Below are 16,187 nucleotides of genomic sequence, written 5' to 3' on the forward strand. Positions count from 1 at the left end.
TCAGCTCTCCTCGATCGACTGGCCCAACGAGCGGCGGGCCAGCAGGGTCGCGCCGGCGACGGCTGCCGGCATGACCAGCACCGCGCCGAGGGGGATGAGGAAGCACAGGAAGACCGCCACCCCGAACCCGAGTGCCATGGGCCGGTCCGCCTTGAGGATCGTCCGGCGCTGCGGCAGCCGCATGCCACGCCGGTAGAACGGCGCGCCGACCAGCTCGACGGCGAGGAACCAGCCGCCCACGGCCGCCCCGATCACCGGTACGACGGTCTGGCCGACCACCGGGATGAAGCCGGCGAGAAAGAGGGGGATTCCGACGAGCGCGGTGAGGGCCACCAGGCGTACGGAGTCGGCGAGGCTGCGACGCAGCGACGACCAGAACGGCACGTCCACGGCGTCCGGGGTGCCGCCGAGCCGCTCCTCGACCGTCTCGGAGATCTTCTCGTAGAACGGGTCACCGATGACCAGGGTGACCGCCGTGAAGCTGACCACCGCGAGCAGGCCACCGAGTCCGAGGAAGGCCAGGCCGGCGATCACCCGGACCAGGCTGCGACCGGTGCTCGACCAGTCGTCCGCGAACGGGGTGACCAGGGCGGCGAGATCGTCCACGAAGTACACGAGGGTGGCGAACGCGGCCACGAACAGCGCACCGGAGATCAGCGCCGGCACGATGCCGAGCAGCATGAGCTTCGGGCTGCGGACGTAGAGGCCCAGTCCGCGCAGGAGCAGCCGCACCCCGAGGAGGAAACGTCCGACGGCCCCGGTCACCGGGCTGGCGATTCTGCTGGCGTCCACGATCGAGCAGCCTAACGACCGGTGATCGAATCCGCCGGGCGGCGAGCGGTACGAGGCAGGATGGGCGGGTGCGCGCCTCCCGACTGATCTCGTTGCTGCTGCTGTTGCAGGCACGCGGTTCGATGACGGCCGGCGAGCTGGCGCGGGAGCTGGAGGTCTCCGAGCGGACCGTCTACCGGGACGTGCTGGCGCTGTCCGCCGCCGGGGTGCCGGTGTACGCCGACCGGGGCCGGGCCGGCGGATACCGGCTGCTCGGTGGCTACCGGACCCGGTTGACCGGGCTGAACCGCGACGAGGCGGAGGCGCTCTTCCTCGCCGGCCTGCCCGGTCCGGCCGGTGACATGGGCCTGGCCGACGCGGTCGCCGCCGCCGAGTTGAAGGTGCTCGCCGCGCTGCCGCCGGCCCTGCGCGACGCGCCCGTACGCACGGGTCAGCGGTTCCACCTGGACGTTCCGGGTTGGTTCCAGGAGACGCCCCCACCGCCCTGGCTCAGCGAGCTGGCCCGGGCGGTCTGGACCGACCGGGTGGCACGGCTGCGCTACCGGCGGGGCGAGAACGAGGTGACCCGGCACCTTCAGCCGTACGGGCTCGTGCTGAAGAACGCGACCTGGTATCTGGTCGGTCGGGTCGGCGACGACATGCGCACCTACCGGGTGGACCGGGTCACCGACGTCGAGGTGGGCGAGGAGCAGTTCGCCCGCGACGAGAGCTTCGACCTGGCCGGGCACTGGCGCGAGCAGGCCGGGTCGTTCCTGCGGACCATACTGCGGGCCGAGGTCACCGTCCGGCTGAGCCCCGCCGGCCTGCGCCGGCTCCGGCACGTGGTCGACGCCCCCGAGGTGTACGACGAGGTCGTCACCACCATCGGCGAACCGGACGGGCAGGGCTGGGTGGTGGCGCGACTGCCCGTGGAGACCGTCGACGTCGCGTACGCCCAACTGCTGGCGCTGGGTCCGGAGGTCGAGGCGCTCGACCCGCCGGAGCTGCGCGGACGCCTGGCGGACGCGGCACGCCGGGCCGCCGCACGCTACGACGGCCCGGCGGTGGCGGACGGCGTCAGCGGTACCCGGTGACGTCGGCCGGCTTGCCGGCGTCGACGACCTCGCTGATGTAACGGAACGCCTCCGGCTGGCTGCCGTCGACGTCCGTGAAGCCGTACACCTTGGACAGCGTGCCCGCGTCGACGGACTGGCCGCTCCAGCGGGCCTTGTCCTCGTCGGCGGCGAGCGCGGCCACCGCCCGGCCCACGAAGGCCGGCGTCTCGGAGATGAGGAAGTGCGGGTCGGTGGCGGCGCCGTCGCGCCAGGTCTCCTCGGTGACGCCGAAGTGCTCCAGCATCGCCTCGGAGCGGATCCAGCCGGGGGTGAGCGCGACGGCCGTGCAGCCGTGCGGCTTCAGCTCGTGCGCCTGGCTGAAGGCGAGCCGGTTGACCGAGACCTTGGCCAGGTCGTAGAAGACCGAGAGGCGGTAGTTCTGGTCGTTGTACGCCTTGGTGCCGTCACCGATCTCGACGACCAGGCCACCGGGCTTACGGATCAGCAGCGGCAGCGCGAAATGGCTGGTGATGATGTGCGTGTCGACCGCCAGCCGCAGGGTGCGGAAGCCCCTGTCGAGTGGCTGCTCCCACACCGGCTTGTCCCAGGTGACGAGCGGGTCGCCGCCCCAGATGTCGTTGACCAGCACGTCGAGGCCACCCTGCTCGGCGTCGATCCGGGCGACCAGGTCACGGACCTGCTCGGGCACCAGGTGGTCGACCTGCACGGCGATGCCGGTGCCGCCGGCCGCGGTGACCAGTTCGGCGGTCTCCTCGATGGTCTCCGGCCGGTCCATCTCCGAACGACCGGCGCGGCTGCTGCGACCGGTGGCGTACACGGTGGCGCCGGCAGCGCCCAACTGGACCGCGATCTGTCGCCCGGCGCCCCGCGTGGCACCGGCGACGAGCGCGACCTTTCCTGCGAGCGGTTGTGTCATGCCTGCGAGGCTGCCAGCGATACCTGACAGCCGACGTCCGGATTCGTCAATCCACCAGCCGGACGCGGACCCGCCGGTTGGCCCGGCCCTTGCTCTCCACCTTGACCACCTGCACCTTGCCGATCTGGGCGGTGGACGCGACGTGGGTGCCGCCGTCCGCCTGGACGTCCAGACCGACGATGTCGACGATCCGCACCTCCTGCTCGTCCGGCGGGATCAGGTTGGACTGGGTGCGGATGATGTCCGGCAGAGCCAGCGCCTCGGTGCGCGGCAGCACCCGGGTGGCGACCGAGCGGTCAGCGGCCACCTCGGCGTTCACCAGCTCCTCGATGCGGCTCTTGAAATCCGGTGGCACCTCGGGCAGGTTGAAGTCCATCCGGGCCTCGCCCGGTTCCATGTTGCCGCCGGTGACCAGCGCGCCGAAGTCGCGGAACACCACGCCGCAGAGCACGTGCAACCCCGAATGGGTACGCATCAGACGGGTGCGGCGCTCGTCCTCCACCGCGCCGACGACCTCGGTGCCGACCGGCGGCAACGGGTCACCCTCGGCGGGGATCAGGTACGGGTCGTCACCCTTGCGCGTACCGACGATCCGGGTCTGCACGCCCTGCCAGAGCAGCACGCCGTGATCCGGCGGTTGGCCACCGCCACCGGGATAGAACGCCGAGCGGTCGAGCACGATGCCCTGCTCCGGGTCAGCGTGCAGGACCGTGCAGGTCCACTCGCGCAGGGTCGGGTCGGCGAGATCGAGCCGGTGCGTCCGGCCGTGCTGTGTGACGCCCATGACAGGCCACGTTACTCGTTGAGGAAGCCGGAGATGCGCCCCCGCAGGTCGGCGCGTTCCGACCAGAGGAACCCGGGGCGGTCGTACACGTGCAGGGTGGCCCGGGGCAGCGCGGCGGCGAGCTGCTCGGCGACCTCGACCGGGTGCAGGTCGTCGCCCACGCACCCGATCACCAGGGCCGGCGCGGTGACCGCCGACAGCACACCGGCGTCGTCAAGCGGCACCTGCCCCGCCAGGGTGGCCAGGCCCTCGTCCAGGCCGTCGCGGAGCAACTGGTCGAGCCGCTGCCGCAGGTACGCCCACCCGGCCGGCGTGTTGCGGACCGCCGCCGGCAGCTCCAGTGAGACGACGTCCGCGACGGCCCCCGCGTCACCGCTGGCCACGGCGTCCACCAGTGCGCCGACGCGTTCCCAGGCGGCCGGACCGCGTGGTTGGTCGAGCGCCGCCGGCAGGAAGAACACCAGCTTCTCGAAGCGCTCCGGACTCTCGGCGAGCAGGCGGCAGAGCGCCCCCGCGCCGAGGCTGGCCCCGAACGCCCGGCTGGCGCCGCCGAGATCGGCGATCGCCCGCAGGTCGCGGGCGAGGTCGAGGTAGGTCCACGAGCCGGGCGGCGCGTCCGAGCGCCCGTGCCCCCGGAACTGGAAGAACAGCCGACGACCGGCCACCCCGCTGCCGAACGGTCGCGTGGTGGCGATCCCGTTGCCCAGCCCGTGCGCGAACACGGTGACCGGGTCACCGACGCCGGTGACCAGGCGTTCCACCTGCACGCCGTGCGGCGTGGCGACGAGCTCGGTCTCCGGATCGGGGATCGCGGGACGGCCGGTGCGCGGCCCACCCGGGCCGGGACCGAAGGTGCGGGGGCCGCTGTCCGGTGGCGGAGGCCAGCGGAAACCTCTCACCAGAACCCTTTGCCGTCATTGAGCTCGCGCAGACCGACCCGCACGTCGAGCAGGTAGATGAGCGCGGCGGCGATGCCGATCAGTCCGAAGAGGCTGATCGGACCGCGGCTGAGCAGAATCAGCACGAGGCAGACCGCGAGGATCGCGATCCAGCCGCCCTTGGGCAGCGTCCCGATGGCGGCGAAGGCGTCGGACCGCTGCGTGATGGCATGCACCAGCGCGACACCCTGAATGATCAACGCGAAGACGAGCAGGATCAGCTCGATCACGTAACGGACTTCGAACGCGAAGATCGGCGCGGCGGTGGCCATGCCGGCAAGTTTATGTCGGCGACCCCGACTACGTCCGACAAGGACGCCGTCGGGATCGCCGGCAGGTTTGAACTACTCGGCCGCCGGGCGGGTCCGCTTGGTGGCCCGGGGCAGCTTGGCCGACGGGGTCTCGGCCGGCTTGGCGGCCTTCGCCCGGGTGGCCTTCTTGACGGCGGCCGGCTTGGCCTCGGCGATCTCGGCGACCTCGGCCGGGCTCGGCACCTCCGCCGGGGCGGGCGTCGCGGCCGGGGCGGTCGTCGCGGCCGGGGCCGTCGTCGCGGCCGGGGCCGTCGTCGCGGCCGGGGCCGTCGTCGCGGCCGGGGCGATCGTCGCCTCGGTGGCCTCGATGTCCGCGTTGACCGTCTCGGCGGCCTCCAGCACGCCGGCGCCGACGACCCGCTCGCCGCGGGCCACCAGCGCGCCGTACGCGGCGAACGCCCGCTCCTGGGCCGCCTGGGCGGCGGTGACCACCACGGCCGCGTTGCGGGTGGCGGCGGCGCGCAGCTTCTCGATGTCGGCGACCTCGCGCAGCTTGGCCAGGTCGGCCGACTCACGCAGCTTGGCCAGGTCCAGCTCGGCCTGTGCGCGGTCGCGCAGGGTGCCGGCGGTCTCGTTGGCCGTACGCAGCGTCTCGGTGGCCTTCTGGCGCAGCTCGAAGCCGGTCAGCACCGCCCGGCCGCCCAGGTCGGCGACGACCCGGGTGCCGTGCACACCGACGGCCGCGGGCAGCTTGCGGAGCTGCTCGAGGGCCAGCTCGGCCGCACCGGCGGCGGCGTAGATGGGAGCGGGGATGCGATTGGTCTTCGGCTCGGTCATGACGTCTCCTCCTCGGCCGTCTCGACGGCCCTCTTCTTCTTGGGGGTGCTGCTCGGGGTGCTCAAGTCGGGGGTGCCGCTCGGGGCGTTCTTCTCGGGGGTGCCGCTCGGGGCGGGCGCGGGGCCCGCCTCGGTGACGGCGACCGACTCGAGCACGGCCTCGGTCGGGGTGCCGCCCTCGGTGGTGGGACCGGTCGCGGCCAGGTTCGCCACGTCGGCGGGCGCGTCGGCGACATCGGTCGGGGTGGTCGGGGTGGTCGCCCCGGCCGCGGCCTGGGCCTCGGACAACCGGGCGTTCTCCCGGCGGAAGGTCTCGTAGATCTGGCTGAGCGACTGCTTCTGGGCCATCGTCAGGTCGGGGTCCACCGCGATGGCGGCGAGCACGCCGTGGCCCTCCTTGTCGTCGAGCAGCCCGGCCCGCAGGTACATGGCCGGGGTCGACACCCGCAGCGCGCTGGCCAGTTGCTGGAGCACCTCGGCGCTCGGCCGACGCAGACCGCGCTCGATCTGGCTCAGGTACGGGTTGCTGACCCCCGCCTGCTCGGCGAGCTGACGCAGCGAGATCTTGGCGTTGCGGCGCAGATCGCGGATGAACCCGCCGACATCGGGAAGGTCCTTTGGTGTCGCCATGATGCCGACGCTAATCCGATCCGCTAACTCCTGCAAGCAAAACGCTAGCCAGAGTTAGCAAGGTCTCAGCGTCCCGTTTGCGTGCCGCCCCGCCCGGTCCGTACGGTCCGTTGGTGCACAAGATCACAGTCAATGGAGCAGTTCTCGCGTACGACGAGGTCGGCAGCGGTTCGCCCGTCGTCCTGCTGCACGCCGGCATCGCGGACCGGCGCATGTGGCGGGGCGTCGTACCCACGCTCGCCACCCGGCACCGGGTGATCGTCCCGGACCTGCGCGGTTACGGGGACTCCGAGCTGCCGCCGACGCCGTTCGCGCACCACGACGACGTGGCCGGCCTGCTGGACGCCCTGGACCTGCCGCAGGCCGCGCTGGTCGGCTGCTCCTTCGGCGGGTCCGTCGCCGTCGACACCGCCCTGGCCCATCCGGACCGGGTGAGCGCGCTCGCCCTCTTCGACACGGCGGTCTCCGGGAACGAGTGGTCCGACGAGGCCAACGACCTCTGGGACGAACTGGTCGGCGAGGTCGACCCGGACGACTTCGTGGCGGGCGCGGCCGGCGAGGTCCGGTTCTGGGTTGTCGGCCCGGCCCGCCAGCCGGCCGACGTCGACCCCGAGCTGCTGGCGTTCGCGCAGGAGATGGACCAGCGCGCCCTGGCCGCGGAACTGGCCCTCGGTGCGGTCGAGGTGGGCGAGCTGACCCCACCGGCGATCGGACGTCTCGGCGAGCTGACGATCCCCGTCCTGGTCACCGCCGGCGCGGCGGACGTGCCGGACATCCGCCGGCTCGCCGACCGGATCGCCGCCGACGCCCCGAAGGCGGTACGCCTGCCGGACGTGCCGGACGCCGCGCACCTGCTGCCGCTGGAGCGCCCGGAACCGGTCAGCGCCGCGCTCCTGGACTTCCTGCCCTAGCCTGCAGCCGCCACACCCCGTTGATCATGAAGTTACTGCCACCCGCAGCGGCGTGTCGTGGCGATAACTTCATGATCAACGGGGCGAAGGCCGCTGGTTACCAGAGGGGGCGGATCGCTCCGACCGGGACGCCGCCGCCGAAGAGGGGTGCCTCGGCGTACTCCGTCAGCACTGGCGCGTCCACGCCGAGCCGGCGTAGCGCCGAGACCAGCACCGGCATCCGCGCCCGGTCTGCGCCATCGTCGATCTTCAAGGCCACCGCGCCGACGCCCGGCAGCCCGACGGCGAACACGCCCTCGGCGCCGATCTTGGCCAGTAGACCCGGAACACCGCGCATCAGCCGGGTGTCGTCGGCCTGGGTACCGCCCACGATCTCCGGGTGGGCGCGCATCGCGTCGGCCACCCGGCGCGGGGCCGAGCCGGGCTCGGCATCGACAAGCCGGAGGTACGCCCCGGCCAGGCCGGTCAGCGACACCGCCAGCACCGGTGCGCCGCAGCCGTCCACGCCCACGGCCGCCACCGGCTCACCGGTGAACTCCTCGACGGCCGACCGCAACTGTTGCTGCAACGGGTGCTCGGGCCGCCAGTAGCCGTCGCGGGGCCAACCGGCAGCCTCGCAGGTCAGCAGCATCCCGCTGTGCTTGCCGGAGCAGTTCATCTGCACCCGGCTCGGCGCTCCTCCGGCGCGCAGTACCGCCTCCCGGGCCGCCGCACCCGCCGGCAGATCGGGCGGGCAGTGCAGCGCGGAGGCGTCCAGCCCGGCCCGGTCGAGCAGCGCGCCGACCCGGGCGAGGTGGAAGTCCTCCCCCGCGTGGCTGGCCGAGACCAGCGCCAGGTCGGCCGGGTCGGTGAGCGGCAGGCCGGCGCGGAGCATCCCGATCGTCTGCATCGGCTTGCTGGCCGAGCGCGGGAAGATCGGCGCGGTCACGTCCCCGGCGGCCGCCAGCGGCGCCCCGGTCGCGTCCAGCACCACCACCGAACCTCGGTGGCCGCCCTCCACGAACCCGGACCGGACCACCTCGGCGAGCGGCACGCCACCCTCGTACGTCTTTCCCACGTGCTGGACGGTACCCAGCATCTCGGGTCGCCCGTCGGCGGGGTGACCAGGTCGTCAACCGCGCGGGTGACAGGGGCGCGGGAAGCCCGTGGCCTTACAGCCCGAGCAGCGCGCGGGCCTCGGTGGTGGTCAGCGGCGGCCGTTGGGCGAGCTGTGCGAAGCCGACCGCGCGGGCGACCAGCTGCATGTTGGACTCGACCGGACGGCCCTTGGCATACGTCACCGTGTCCTCCATGCCGACCCGCAGGTGCCCGCCCGTCGAGAGCGAGGCCAGCAGCACCGGAATGGTGCTGCGGCCGATGCCGGTGGCCGAGAACGTGGTGCCCTCGGGCAGGTCCCGCAGCATCCGGTGGGCGGCGACGAGCGTCTCGGTGGTGCCCGGCATCCCGCCCGGCACCCCCATGACGAAGTCGACGTGCACGTGCCCGCCGGCCGGCAGCCCGTACTTGCCGAGCAGCCGCTGCAAAGCGGACAGGTGACCGAGGTCGAAGATCTCGTACTCCGGCACGATCCCGCGCTCCTGCATCCGGGTGTGCAGGTCGACGATGAACTCCCAGCGGTTGAGGAAGACATCGTCGCCGAAGTTGACCGTGCCCATGGTGCAGGAGGCCATGTCGGGGCCGGCGTCGAGCACGGCGAGCCGGGACGCCTCCGGGTCGGTCACCGCGCCGCCGGACGAGAGCTGCACGATCAGGTCGGTGCTCTCCCGCAGCGCCGCCACGGTCTCGGCCAGGCGGGCCGGGTCGAGGGTCGGCCGGGCCTCGTCGTCGCGGATGTGGACGTGGATCACGGCGGCGCCGAGCGCCTCGCACTCCTTGGCGGTGAGCAGCAACTCGTCCAGGGTCACCGGCAGCGCCGGCACCTCCGCCTTGGCCGACTCCGCGCCCGTCGGGGCCACCGTGATCAACGTCCCTGTCGTCATGCCGGCGATCCTAGACGTGCCGGTCAGGACGGGTCGATCGCCGCCGCGGTCTCGCCGATCAGCAACGCGGCGTCGTCCGGGACGTTCCGCTTCAGGACGGCGAGCGCCACCTGACCCAGTTCGTGGTGCAGGACGGCGGTGCCCACGAAACCCACCGCCCGACTGTCGAGGGTCACCGGCGTACCGGCCGTCGGCGGCTGGTCGGTGGTCACCCCGTCGAGGTGCAGCAGCACCAGGCGGCGCGGCGGCCGGCCCAGGTTGTGCACGCGGGCGACCGTCTCCTGACCCCGGTAGCAGCCCTTGTCCAGGTGCACGGCCGGGCCGATCAGGTCCACCTCGGCCGGGATCGTCCGGTGGTCGGTGTCGACCCCCACCCGGGGCTGCCGGGCGGCCACCCGGATCGCCTCGTACGCCCAGAGGCCGGCGACCGGCACGCCCGCGCCGCGCAGCTCCGCGACCACCTGCTCCATCGCGGAGCGGGGCACGAGCAGGTCCACCCCGAGGAGGCCGCGTCGCGCCCAGCCGCCGATGGGCAACGGGCGGACGTCGTACCGGATGCCCGCCCGGGGTGGCACGGCGCCGGCGGCGAACTTCGGACCCGGCACCGGGAGCAGGTCCGGTGCGGCCAGCCCGGTCACGCCGAGCGTGGCCACGGCCTCCGCCGCCGCCGGACCGACAAGCGACAGCAGCGCCCGTTCGGCCGTGGCGTCGCGGGGGTCGACCTTGCTGAAGAACCGCATCTTCTCCAGGTACGCCAGCAGGCCGTCGGTCGCACCCGGCTCGGTGTCCAGCCAGGTGGTCTCGCCGTCCTCGGCGACCAGGGCGTGCTGCTCGACGTGCCCGTGCGGGGAGAGCACCAGCAGCTCGGTGCCCTCACCGGCGGACAGCGTCGACAGGTGCTGCGAGGTGATCGTGTGCAGCCAGCCGGCCCGTTCCTCGCCCGGCACCGCGACGATCCCCCGGTGCGACCTGTCGACCAGGCCGACCTCGGTGTCCAGCACGCGCTGCTCGCGCAGCGGGTCGCCGTAGTGCGCCGCAACGCCCCGCACGCCCGCGGCGACGTGCGCCGGGTCGGGCTGATCGCGGCTGGCCTCATCGATGCTCTCGACGGCCACCGCGCCCGCGATGTCGATCATTTGTGGTCCCCGTTCTCGCACCGGCCGCAGACGCCGAAGAGTGACACGTGCCCGATGTCCACCCGGAAGCCCCGCTGCGCCTCCAACTGCTCGGCGAGCGGACGCAGCAGCTCCGGATCGATCTCGTCGATCGCGCCGCACTCCCGGCAGACCAGATGGACGTGTTGGTGCTCACCCGCCGCGTGATAGGTCGGCGAACCGTGCGACAGGTGGGTGTGCGTCACCAGGCCGAGCCGTTCCAGCAGCTCCAGCGTGCGGTAGATGGTGGTGATGTTGACGCCGGCGGCGACCTCCCGGACGGCGGCGTGCACCCGCTCCGGGGTGGCGTGGCCCAGATCGAGCACCGCCTGCAGGACGAGCTGCCGTTGGGCCGTCAGCCGCAGCCCACGGGCCCGGAGCATTTCCGCGAGGGAGGATTCGGACACCGTCCGATCATAGTTCGGCGATCGCGCCGACCCCCTGCGCGCGGCCGGCCGCCGCTAGGCTCGACGGTCATGGTGACGTCGTCCGTCGGCAATGTCCCGGCCAGCCCGAGCACCCGGATCGCCGTGCTGGGGCGGGGCCTGATTCCCGCGGACGAACCCGTGCTCCGCGGCGACGACCTGGGCGTCCTGCGCGGCGACGGGCTCTTCGAGTCGATGCACCTGCGCCAGGGGCGACCGTGGCTACGCGACGAGCACCTGGCCCGGCTGGTCACGGCGGCGGCCGCCGTCGACCTGGACCTGCCCCCGACCGACGCGCTGACCGACCTGCTCGACTCGGTGCTCGTGGGCTGGCCGGCGGACGTGGAGGGCGCGCTACGGCTGGTCTGCACCCGGGGCTCGGAGGCCGGCGGTCCGCCAACCGTCTACGCCACGCTGACCGCGGTGCCGGCGTCGTCGCAGGCGGCGCGGCGGAACGGGATAACCGTGGCCGTCCTGCCGCTGGGGGTGCCCGCCGACGCGCGTACCGGGCTGGACTGGCTGCCGGCCGGCATCAAATCCACCTCGTACGCGGTCAACAGCGCCGCCCGCCGGTGGGCGCGACGGGCCGGGGTGGACGACGTGCTCTGGGTCTCGTCCGACGGGTACGCCCTGGAGGGGCCGATCGCCAACGTGGTCTGGCTCACCGGCGACACGATCTGCACGGTTCCCGCCGCCACCACCGGCATCCTGCCCGGCACGACCGCCGCCTGGCTTCTCGCCCACGCGCACGAACTGGGCCTGGACGGGGCCGAGCGGATGGTGACGCCCGCGGAGCTGCACGCCGCCGACGGCGTCTGGTTCAGCTCCTCGGTACGCGGACTCGTCGAGGTCCGGATGCTGGACGGGGTACGCCGGGATGCCTGCCCGCGTACCCCCGCCCTGCACGAACTGCTGGGTTTCCCCGTCGACTGAGCCGTCAGCCGCCGACGCGGACGAGCCGCGCCGAGAGGTGCGGGCTGAGCGGGTGACCCATGGCGGCCATCTCCTGGGCGTACAGCAGCGCGCCCTCGACGATGCCGAAGAGGCGGTGGCCCCCGGTGACCTCCTTGGCGGTCGAGGTCCGCACGACCGCGTCGGTGGCGAACTCCACCTGGGTGCCGGTGCGCTTGCCGAGGTGCAGCTCCATCACGCCGGTGGGAGTCGTGAGCAGGGCCTCCAGCTCGTCGGTGGCCCGGCCGTCCACCAGCACCGGCCGCCACCAGCCGACCTCACGTCCGGCCGGCCGGACGGGCCGGCTCTGCTCGTCGAGGATCCACGCGCGCGACTCGTAGTGCAGGAACGGTCGGCCGTCGTGGCTGATCTTGATTTCCTGCGCGTAGTCGAAGTCCTCCACGGTGGGGAAGCCACCCTTGCCCCGACCGCGCCACAGGCCGATGTACGGCAGCAGGCCGTCCAGCGCCGGGTGCAGCTTCGGACCGACGCGCAGGTCGTAGCTCTCCTCGTACGGATACTCCTCGACCGGCGGCGCGTTGAGCCACGGCGGTTGCAGCGGGTTCTCGTCGCTCACAGTGCGCTCACCAACGTCCCCTTGAAATCTTCACTGCCAGGTAGACCAGGCCGCCGGCGAGTCCACCCAGGCCGGCGACCAGCAGGCTGACGAACCCGATCTCGGTAACCATCCCGCCCATCCTATGCTGGGCCCCATGGCCCGCTCTCTCGTCGTCAAGGTCACCGCCGGGGCGGACGCCCCGGAGCGCTGCGCGCAGGCGTTCACGGTCGCCGCCACGGCGGTCGCGGCCGGCGTGGACGTCTCGCTCTGGCTGACCGGGGAGTCGACCTGGTTCGCGCTGCCCGGCCGCGCCCAGGAATTCGAGCTACCGCACTCCGCGCCGCTGGCCGAGCTGCTGCACGTCATCCTGACCAGCGGCCAGGTGACCGCCTGCACCCAGTGCGCGGCCCGCCGGGAGATCGGCCCGGAGGACGTACTGCCCGGTGTGCGGATCGCGGGCGCCGCGGTCTTCGTCGAGGAGGCGTTGGCCGAGGGCGCGCAGGCGCTCGTCTACTGACCTTCGACTCAGCCCGGTAGCGGACTTCGAATACCGGCCCGGCAACCCGAGGGGCTGCCTACGATTCGGATGTGACCGAGGCGACCCAGAGGTTCTTCGAATCCCTGCCGGCGCGGGCCCCCACGGTCCTGCGCGGTCTGGCCGCCGGAACCCTCCAGATCGACCTCGGCACCGACCACCAGACCGAGCACTGGCTGGTCCGGATGCGGCCGGGAGCGGCGCGGGCCAGCCGCCAGCGAGGTCCGGCCGACGCCATCTGGTACAGCAGCTCGGCCCTGTTCGACAGGTTGATCGCCGGCGAAGCCCAGGCGCTCGCCGCCGTGCTGCGCAACGAGAGCACCTTCAGCGGTGACGTGGTGCTCTTCCTGGCCTTCCGCCGTTTCTTCCCGGACCCACCGGGCACGAGGGACCCACGCGAGGTCGCCCGCGAGGCAGTCGGGCGGCGTTCGTGAAGGACCTCGTCAGCATCCTGGACGGCAACACCTTCCTGGTCACCGACCACCGCGGGGACATCGAGCCGTCCTTCGACTTCCCGACCGGGCTGTTCTCCTTCGACACCCGCTTCCTGTCGAGCTGGGTGCTCACCCTCGACGGGCAGCGGTTGCACGCCCTCTCCGTGGACGCCAGCGAGTCGTACCGGACCACGTTCTTCCTCGCCCCCGGCGAACCCACCCACTACCTGGACGCCAAGGCGTCGATCATCCGCAGCCGCGAGATCGGGAGCGGCTTCGACGAGGAGCTGACCGTCCTCAACCACTCCGGCGAGGAGGCCGAGTTCACCGTCCGGGTCGAGATGGGCAGCGACTTCGCCGACCTGTTCGAGATCAAACACGCCCAGCAGAAGGTGGGCCGGACGACGGTCGCGGTGACCGACGAGCTGCGCCTCACGTACCGACGGGAGGCCTTCCACCGGGAAACCCTGATCCGCTCCACGGCACCGGCACAGGTGGACGCCGCCGGGATGACGTTCCGTGTCCGGATCGACAGCAACGGCGAGTGGACGACCCGCCTGCACATCTCCACCACCGTCTTCGGCGCGCGGGGCGAGGACATCCGGACCACCCTCCCGTACGCGGGCGGCCGCGGTGGGGACGCCATCCGCGCCGAGCACCGGGAGCTGATCGAGCGGGCGCCGACGCTCGGCTGTGACTGCGAGCCCTTGGCCGGGGCGTACCGGCGCAGCCTCAACGACCTGGCCGCGCTGCGCTACGAGTCGATCGCCCTGGGCGTACGGCTGATCGCCGCCGGCCTGCCGTGGTTCATGACCCTGTTCGGTCGGGACAGCATCATCACCTCGTTGCAGGTGCTGCCGTTCCTGCCGGAACTCATCCCGCCGACCATCCAGATGCTCGGTGGCCTCCAGGGGCACCGGGTGGACGACTTCCGGGACGAGGAGCCTGGCAAGATCCTGCACGAGCTGCGGTACGGCGAGACCGCCGGCTTCGAGGAGCAGCCCCACTCGCCGTACTACGGCTCGGCCGACTCGACGCCGCTGTTCGTCATCCTGATCGACGAGTACGAGCGCTGGACCGGTGACACCGCGCTGGTCCAGCAGTTGGAGCCGCAGGTCCGCGCCGCGTTGGACTGGATCGACACCTACGGCGACCTGCTCGGCACCGGTTACCTCTGGTACCGCACCCGCAACCCCGAGACCGGGCTGCAGAACCAGTGCTGGAAGGACTCCTGGGACGGCATCTCGTACGCCGACGGCCGGCTACCCGGCTTCCCCCGGGCCACCTGCGAGTTGCAGGGCTACGCGTACGACGCGAAGATCCGCGCCGCCCGGCTGGCCCGCGAGATCTGGGACGACCCGGAGTACGCCGACCGGCTGGAACGGGAGGCCGCGGAACTCAAGCAGCGGTTCAACCGCGACTTCTGGATCGCCGACCGCGAGTACTACGCGCTCGCCCTGGACGCCGACGGTCAGCAGGTCGACGCGCTGACGTCGAACATCGGGCACCTGCTGTGGAGCGGGATCGTGGACGAACCCCGGGCCGGCAAGGTGGTCGAACACCTGCTCGGGCCGCGACTCTTCTCCGGTTGGGGGGTGCGGACCCTGGCCGAGGGAGAGGGCCGGTACAACCCCATCGGCTACCACGTGGGCACCGTCTGGCCGTTCGACAACTCGATCATCGCCTGGGGGCTGAGCCGCTACGGCTACCGGGAGGAGGCCGGGGTGATCTGCGACGCCATGCTGGCCGCGTCCACGTCCTTCGGCGGGCGGCTGCCGGAGGCGTTCGCCGGCTACGCCCGCAGCCGCACCGGCTACCCGGTGGAGTACCCCACCGCGTGCAGCCCGCAGGCCTGGTCGAGCGGCACCCCACTGCTGTTGCTGCGGGTGATCCTCGGGCTGGAACCGCAGGGCGAACACCTGATCATCGACCCGGCCGTGCCGCCGGGAATGGGACGGGTGGAGCTGCTGGACATCCCCGGTCGTTGGGGCCTCATCGACGCGTTGGGGCGCAGCCGCGATCCGGGCGATCGGGAGACGGGCGGCTGACCCGGCCACTCAGCCGGAGCAGCCGACGGTGGCGGCAACGCGCGCGGCGTCCGGGCCGAGTTCGGCCAGCACGGTGACGTCGCCGGCGCGGTACGCGTACACCGGGGGGTTGTCCAGCAGTGGCGCGTCGCCGGCCAACCGGGCGAGCCCGGCGGGCGCGGCCGGGCCGGGACCGGCGGCGGACCGCACGGTACGGGCCAGCGTGCCGTCCGGGCACGGCGCGGTGACCAGCTCCGGCGCGCCGTCGGTCGGACGGCCCAGCGCCGTCAGTGCGGCCGTGAGGGCCGACGCCTCCGGGCCGGCGGCGTTGCCCGGCGTCGGGTCGTAACCGGCGCCCGGCGGCCGGCAGCCCGTGTCGACGGTCAACCGCAGCCGGCCGTCCCCCGTCGGGCGTCCGGAGACGGCGACGAACTCCCCCGCGTCGGCGCGCAGTTCCGGACCGTCCAGGCCGGGACCGACCCCGGCCCGCCAGGTCGCCGGCAGGCGGTCGGCGATACCGGTCAGCACGTCCCGCTCGGTGCCGGCGGGCGCCAGCACGCCGACCTCGCGACGCAGCATCGCGCCGTCGGCGAGCGGGGTGACGCGGCAACCCTCGCTGACCCGCGCCGGTCCCAGCTCCAGCAGCCCGGCCGTGCCGGCGGCCCGGGCCAGCTCGCCGACCGCCCGCTCGACCACCGGGGCGGCCTCGGAGAGGGTGCGCTGCTCGCGCACCGTCGGCGGGTCGTCGCGGACCGACATCCAGGTGAGCCCGGCCAGCAGAAGGGCCCACAGCACCGTCGCGACCAGCAGCCAACGCCGCCCACGCCGGGCAGGCGCCGGCGGGACGGGTTCGCTCGACGAGGGCCAACCCGTCTGGACAGCACCGCTCACCCGGCCATGGTGTCACGAGCTGTCCTCCGCTTCGAAAGGCAGTGGTCGACGGCCCGGCGACCCGCCTCTCTGGCGGAATAACGCCAGGTCACCGGCCGATCGTTAGGCATTGAGCACCG

General features: G+C 72.8%; 20 protein-coding genes. 6 read left to right on the forward strand and 14 right to left on the reverse strand.

All coding sequences use genetic code 11. From position 1 onward, the window contains the following. Complete coding sequence (locus tag ACTFTM_RS29490; protein WP_449563579.1) at positions 1 to 792, reverse strand: EI24 domain-containing protein; 792 nt, start codon at positions 790 to 792, stop codon at positions 1 to 3. A 68-nt stretch (positions 793 to 860) separates the two neighbouring features. On the opposite strand from ACTFTM_RS29490, the gene ACTFTM_RS29495 reads away from it, so the two are divergent. Then, complete coding sequence (locus ACTFTM_RS29495) at positions 861 to 1,865, forward strand: helix-turn-helix transcriptional regulator (protein ID WP_449563580.1); 1,005 nt, start codon at positions 861 to 863, stop codon at positions 1,863 to 1,865. Here ACTFTM_RS29495 and ACTFTM_RS29500 read toward each other — a convergent pair. From ACTFTM_RS29500 to ACTFTM_RS29525, 6 genes are all read right to left on the reverse strand, one after another. After that, positions 1,849 to 2,763, reverse strand: coding sequence for an SDR family oxidoreductase (locus tag ACTFTM_RS29500; RefSeq protein ID WP_449563581.1), 915 nt, complete (start codon positions 2,761 to 2,763; stop codon positions 1,849 to 1,851). The genes ACTFTM_RS29495 and ACTFTM_RS29500 overlap by 17 nt on opposite strands. A gap of 46 nt (positions 2,764 to 2,809) precedes the next feature. Further along, positions 2,810 to 3,547, reverse strand: coding sequence for an alanyl-tRNA editing protein (locus ACTFTM_RS29505; protein WP_007465709.1), 738 nt, complete (start codon positions 3,545 to 3,547; stop codon positions 2,810 to 2,812). 11 nt (positions 3,548 to 3,558) lie between these two features. Next, positions 3,559 to 4,446, reverse strand: coding sequence for an alpha/beta fold hydrolase (locus ACTFTM_RS29510; RefSeq protein WP_449563582.1), 888 nt, complete (start codon positions 4,444 to 4,446; stop codon positions 3,559 to 3,561). Further along, complete coding sequence (locus ACTFTM_RS29515; protein ID WP_449563583.1) at positions 4,443 to 4,757, reverse strand: DUF2516 family protein; 315 nt, start codon at positions 4,755 to 4,757, stop codon at positions 4,443 to 4,445. The genes ACTFTM_RS29510 and ACTFTM_RS29515 overlap by 4 nt, the downstream gene beginning before the upstream one ends. A 72-nt stretch (positions 4,758 to 4,829) precedes the next feature. Continuing rightward, positions 4,830 to 5,573: a hypothetical protein gene (locus ACTFTM_RS29520; protein ID WP_449563584.1), complete on the reverse strand. Its 744-nt coding sequence runs from the start codon at positions 5,571 to 5,573 to the stop codon at positions 4,830 to 4,832. Continuing rightward, complete coding sequence (locus tag ACTFTM_RS29525) at positions 5,570 to 6,202, reverse strand: helix-turn-helix domain-containing protein (RefSeq protein ID WP_449563585.1); 633 nt, start codon at positions 6,200 to 6,202, stop codon at positions 5,570 to 5,572. Before ACTFTM_RS29525 ends, ACTFTM_RS29520 begins: the two co-directional genes overlap by 4 nt. A 113-nt stretch (positions 6,203 to 6,315) precedes the next feature. Here ACTFTM_RS29525 and ACTFTM_RS29530 point away from each other — a divergent pair, with 113 nt between their 5' ends. Then, complete coding sequence (locus ACTFTM_RS29530; protein WP_449563586.1) at positions 6,316 to 7,113, forward strand: alpha/beta fold hydrolase; 798 nt, start codon at positions 6,316 to 6,318, stop codon at positions 7,111 to 7,113. A gap of 97 nt (positions 7,114 to 7,210) precedes the next feature. Here the strand turns inward: ACTFTM_RS29530 and ACTFTM_RS29535 are convergent, their stop codons facing one another. The 4 genes from ACTFTM_RS29535 to ACTFTM_RS29550 all read right to left on the reverse strand — a co-directional run bounded on the left by ACTFTM_RS29535 (position 7,211) and on the right by ACTFTM_RS29550 (position 10,629). Next, on the reverse strand, positions 7,211 to 8,191 hold the full coding sequence (locus ACTFTM_RS29535; protein WP_449563587.1) for an asparaginase: 981 nt from the start codon (positions 8,189 to 8,191) through the stop codon (positions 7,211 to 7,213). Between the two features lie 73 nt (positions 8,192 to 8,264). Then, positions 8,265 to 9,092, reverse strand: a complete 828-nt coding sequence (locus ACTFTM_RS29540) for a 3-keto-5-aminohexanoate cleavage protein (protein ID WP_449563588.1) — start codon at positions 9,090 to 9,092, stop codon at positions 8,265 to 8,267. A 23-nt stretch (positions 9,093 to 9,115) separates the two neighbouring features. Continuing rightward, complete coding sequence (gene ygfZ / locus ACTFTM_RS29545; protein ID WP_449563589.1) at positions 9,116 to 10,228, reverse strand: CAF17-like 4Fe-4S cluster assembly/insertion protein YgfZ; 1,113 nt, start codon at positions 10,226 to 10,228, stop codon at positions 9,116 to 9,118. Next, entirely contained in the window at positions 10,225 to 10,629 is a 405-nt protein-coding gene (locus ACTFTM_RS29550; RefSeq protein WP_355242704.1) for a Fur family transcriptional regulator, read from the reverse strand. Before ACTFTM_RS29550 ends, ygfZ begins: the two co-directional genes overlap by 4 nt. A gap of 93 nt (positions 10,630 to 10,722) precedes the next feature. On the opposite strand from ACTFTM_RS29550, the gene ACTFTM_RS29555 reads away from it, so the two are divergent. Next, positions 10,723 to 11,604 (forward strand): aminotransferase class IV, encoded by an 882-nt coding sequence (locus ACTFTM_RS29555; protein ID WP_449563590.1) that lies wholly within the window; start codon positions 10,723 to 10,725, stop codon positions 11,602 to 11,604. A gap of 4 nt (positions 11,605 to 11,608) precedes the next feature. Here ACTFTM_RS29555 and ACTFTM_RS29560 read toward each other — a convergent pair whose 3' ends face one another. Both ACTFTM_RS29560 and mtfM read right to left on the reverse strand, forming a co-directional pair. Then, the gene (locus ACTFTM_RS29560; RefSeq protein WP_449563591.1) at positions 11,609 to 12,199 is read right to left on the reverse strand and encodes an FABP family protein; all 591 of its coding nucleotides are present in this window, start codon (positions 12,197 to 12,199) and stop codon (positions 11,609 to 11,611) included. A 7-nt stretch (positions 12,200 to 12,206) separates the two neighbouring features. Continuing rightward, complete coding sequence (gene mtfM / locus ACTFTM_RS29565) at positions 12,207 to 12,311, reverse strand: small membrane protein MtfM (protein ID WP_305076120.1); 105 nt, start codon at positions 12,309 to 12,311, stop codon at positions 12,207 to 12,209. Between the two features lie 12 nt (positions 12,312 to 12,323). On the opposite strand from mtfM, the gene ACTFTM_RS29570 reads away from it, so the two are divergent. The 3 genes from ACTFTM_RS29570 to ACTFTM_RS29580 all read left to right on the forward strand — a co-directional run bounded on the left by ACTFTM_RS29570 (position 12,324) and on the right by ACTFTM_RS29580 (position 15,198). Next, the gene (locus ACTFTM_RS29570) at positions 12,324 to 12,698 is read left to right on the forward strand and encodes a DsrE family protein (RefSeq protein ID WP_449563592.1); all 375 of its coding nucleotides are present in this window, start codon (positions 12,324 to 12,326) and stop codon (positions 12,696 to 12,698) included. 71 nt (positions 12,699 to 12,769) lie between these two features. Further along, a complete protein-coding gene (locus ACTFTM_RS29575) occupies positions 12,770 to 13,150 on the forward strand; it encodes an SCP2 sterol-binding domain-containing protein (protein WP_449563593.1) in 381 nt (126 codons plus the stop codon). Further along, positions 13,147 to 15,198, forward strand: a complete 2,052-nt coding sequence (locus ACTFTM_RS29580) for an amylo-alpha-1,6-glucosidase (protein ID WP_449563594.1) — start codon at positions 13,147 to 13,149, stop codon at positions 15,196 to 15,198. The genes ACTFTM_RS29575 and ACTFTM_RS29580 overlap by 4 nt, the downstream gene beginning before the upstream one ends. Before the next feature lie 9 nt (positions 15,199 to 15,207). Here ACTFTM_RS29580 and ACTFTM_RS29585 read toward each other — a convergent pair whose 3' ends face one another. Then, on the reverse strand, positions 15,208 to 16,068 hold the full coding sequence (locus tag ACTFTM_RS29585) for a hypothetical protein (RefSeq protein WP_449563595.1): 861 nt from the start codon (positions 16,066 to 16,068) through the stop codon (positions 15,208 to 15,210). Positions 16,069 to 16,187: the final 119 nt, after the last annotated feature.

It is taken from the genome of Micromonospora sp. RB23 (assembly GCF_053585025.1).

Coding starts and splice junctions, on each gene's coding strand:
- ACTFTM_RS29500 (WP_449563581.1), bottom strand. CDS start 2,763: ATGACACAACCGCTCGCAGGAAAGGTCGCGCTCGTCGCCGGTGCCACG.
- ACTFTM_RS29505 (WP_007465709.1), bottom strand. CDS start 3,547: ATGGGCGTCACACAGCACGGCCGGACGCACCGGCTCGATCTCGCCGAC.
- ACTFTM_RS29515 (WP_449563583.1), bottom strand. CDS start 4,757: ATGGCCACCGCCGCGCCGATCTTCGCGTTCGAAGTCCGTTACGTGATC.
- ACTFTM_RS29520 (WP_449563584.1), bottom strand. CDS start 5,573: ATGACCGAGCCGAAGACCAATCGCATCCCCGCTCCCATCTACGCCGCC.
- ACTFTM_RS29525 (WP_449563585.1), bottom strand. CDS start 6,202: ATGGCGACACCAAAGGACCTTCCCGATGTCGGCGGGTTCATCCGCGAT.
- ACTFTM_RS29535 (WP_449563587.1), bottom strand. CDS start 8,191: ATGCTGGGTACCGTCCAGCACGTGGGAAAGACGTACGAGGGTGGCGTG.
- ACTFTM_RS29540 (WP_449563588.1), bottom strand. CDS start 9,092: ATGACGACAGGGACGTTGATCACGGTGGCCCCGACGGGCGCGGAGTCG.
- ygfZ (WP_449563589.1), bottom strand. CDS start 10,228: ATGATCGACATCGCGGGCGCGGTGGCCGTCGAGAGCATCGATGAGGCC.
- ACTFTM_RS29550 (WP_355242704.1), bottom strand. CDS start 10,629: ATGCTCCGGGCCCGTGGGCTGCGGCTGACGGCCCAACGGCAGCTCGTC.
- ACTFTM_RS29555 (WP_449563590.1), top strand. CDS start 10,723: ATGGTGACGTCGTCCGTCGGCAATGTCCCGGCCAGCCCGAGCACCCGG.
- mtfM (WP_305076120.1), bottom strand. CDS start 12,311: ATGGTTACCGAGATCGGGTTCGTCAGCCTGCTGGTCGCCGGCCTGGGT.
- ACTFTM_RS29570 (WP_449563592.1), top strand. CDS start 12,324: ATGCTGGGCCCCATGGCCCGCTCTCTCGTCGTCAAGGTCACCGCCGGG.